This is a genomic window from Thalassotalea sp. G20_0, from assembly GCF_017744175.1.
In the GTDB taxonomy this organism is placed as follows: Bacteria; Pseudomonadota; Gammaproteobacteria; order Pseudomonadales; family Endozoicomonadaceae; genus Endozoicomonas.
The window spans coordinates 1-1,833 of record NZ_JAGHQV010000171.1 but is presented as its reverse complement, the minus strand read 5'-3'; the positions used below and the strand labels follow the sequence as shown (position 1 = coordinate 1,833).

The 1,833-nt window shown below is 45.9% G+C and carries 1 protein-coding gene; it reads right to left on the bottom strand.

The window, feature by feature from the left end:
* Positions 1-193: 193 nt before the first annotated feature.
* Entirely contained in the window at positions 194-1,597 is a 1,404-nt protein-coding gene (locus tag J7438_RS25295) for a hypothetical protein (protein WP_209278816.1), read from the bottom strand.
* Between the last annotated feature and the right edge of the window lie 236 nt (positions 1,598-1,833).

The window sequence follows — 1,833 nt, the reverse complement described above, 5'->3', positions numbered from 1 at the left end:
CCCCTGAAAGCCATAGAAGTGCTTTTTCTTGGAAGCGCAGTAACCATCGTCCAGCAATTCCCTCAATGACAATGTGCCCCCCCCAATATCAATTGATAATTTTAAGCACAATCCCCCCATGCAATGACCATGAAGTCACTGCTTTAAAATGACTCTATTAGCGAACGCAGGCTACAGCACCCCCCATTGTCGTTTATGAGGTATCAGGAAACAGGCTTTGGATACTCACTTTCTTCCTTATTTGTTGATCTTTGGGCTTCACTCGTTTGCCTGTCCTTCGCGGCTCAGGCACTCCCTGTAAAACCAGTCCCTTCATAAACAGTAGCCAGGAACTGATGACAAAAATTTCAAAAAAATTCCGTTGCGCTTCCCAAAGCCTTTTCTTTCGCTTGTTAGCCTGTAAGGCCTCGTTGAACAACGGGTCGGAAAGCTCCACTATTTGATCAATAAGAAAGGCGAGAAACATCAGGCAGGCAAAGTTGCTCGACAGATTCTCCTCACCATGGCCATAGTTGTGTTCGAGGCTGTAGCCGAGGTTCTTCAGTGTATTAAACGTCTCATTCTCTATAGACCACTTGGCGCGTCCTCCACGCATGACTTTCATGCAGTACAGATGGTTGTAAAGAGTCAGGCTGGTCGCCCAGCTGTTTTGGTAAATTCGGTTTCCTTTAGGATCAAACTCCATGTAATCAAGAAAATTAACCAGCAGATCAGGGTGGGACTTATTGAGCGGCACATCATTGGCGTAGAGAAACCAATGTCGATGACCTTTTTTATCGGTATACGTGAAGCGATGAACCTTTCCCTGTCGATCCATATCATCAACGGCTTCAATCAGGGCTGCGTGGTCACTATCCTTGGCGACCGCAATAAAATGATGCCCATTAGAAAGAACCCGTTTGATGGTAGGGCCTTTGGAATAAAGATCATCAAAGTTCATGATCAGTTTTAAGTGATAATGCTCACGGGAAAGGTCGGCCAGGATGCGCTCAAGAGCCCGGACTTCACAATCATTTTTCGATGCATCTATCTGCTGGGTAATAGGCTCCGGCATGAGTGGCATGACGGTTTTCTTGCCGGGCTTGACCAGACAGATCGCTGACAGCTGATGGTAGTAGACCGTTGGCTTTTTGGGGTCCTCTGCGTTCTTGATGCAGCAATTCTTGCAGTGAATTTTTTTGGATGAAAATGTTTGGGTTGCGTCAACCGGAGCCAGATACCCTTCTTTGAAATATTCATATCGCTTTAGCCAGCCGCGTCTCTGGAAATAGGTAAAGCAAGAGGTGAACAGTGACCGGAAGTGTTCTGTCGGAACCTGATCAATGACGGCTCTGACGTAGCTGTCGCAAGGTATGTGTTCAACGTGATATAAATTTTTGGCATTGTCCTGAACGGTCGGCTGTTGTCGTTTGTCATCAGAGCTGAGCAACGATGGGTGTTTCAGGTGAAAGACGGCCAAAGCGTACATGATGGTATCAGGAAGGGTGATTTTACCGGACCGCCCTTTGGATGATCGGGGATCAGGGATTTCCTGAACCTTTTCAAACACGAGATCAAGAAGCTCCTGTGCCACGGAGCGTTTGCTGGAAACTGGCATGCTGCAACCAATTGGTTACCAGAAGTACTTTAAGATTGCGGTTCTGTGATTAAATTTCAAGTCCCTGAGCTATGGTAGATAAGGGCTTATGGGTATTGTGGGAATTGCTGCTTGTTATGCGTGTGCTCTGATTTTTGCTGCAATATTAGCCAATATTTGATCGTCGGCTCTTTCGTGATCGTGCGAAGAAATATAGCCCTCGTATTTCTTGAAGAATTTTTTGTTATTTGAAGAAA

Coding starts and splice junctions, on each gene's coding strand:
- J7438_RS25295 (WP_209278816.1), bottom strand. CDS start 1,597: ATGCCAGTTTCCAGCAAACGCTCCGTGGCACAGGAGCTTCTTGATCTC.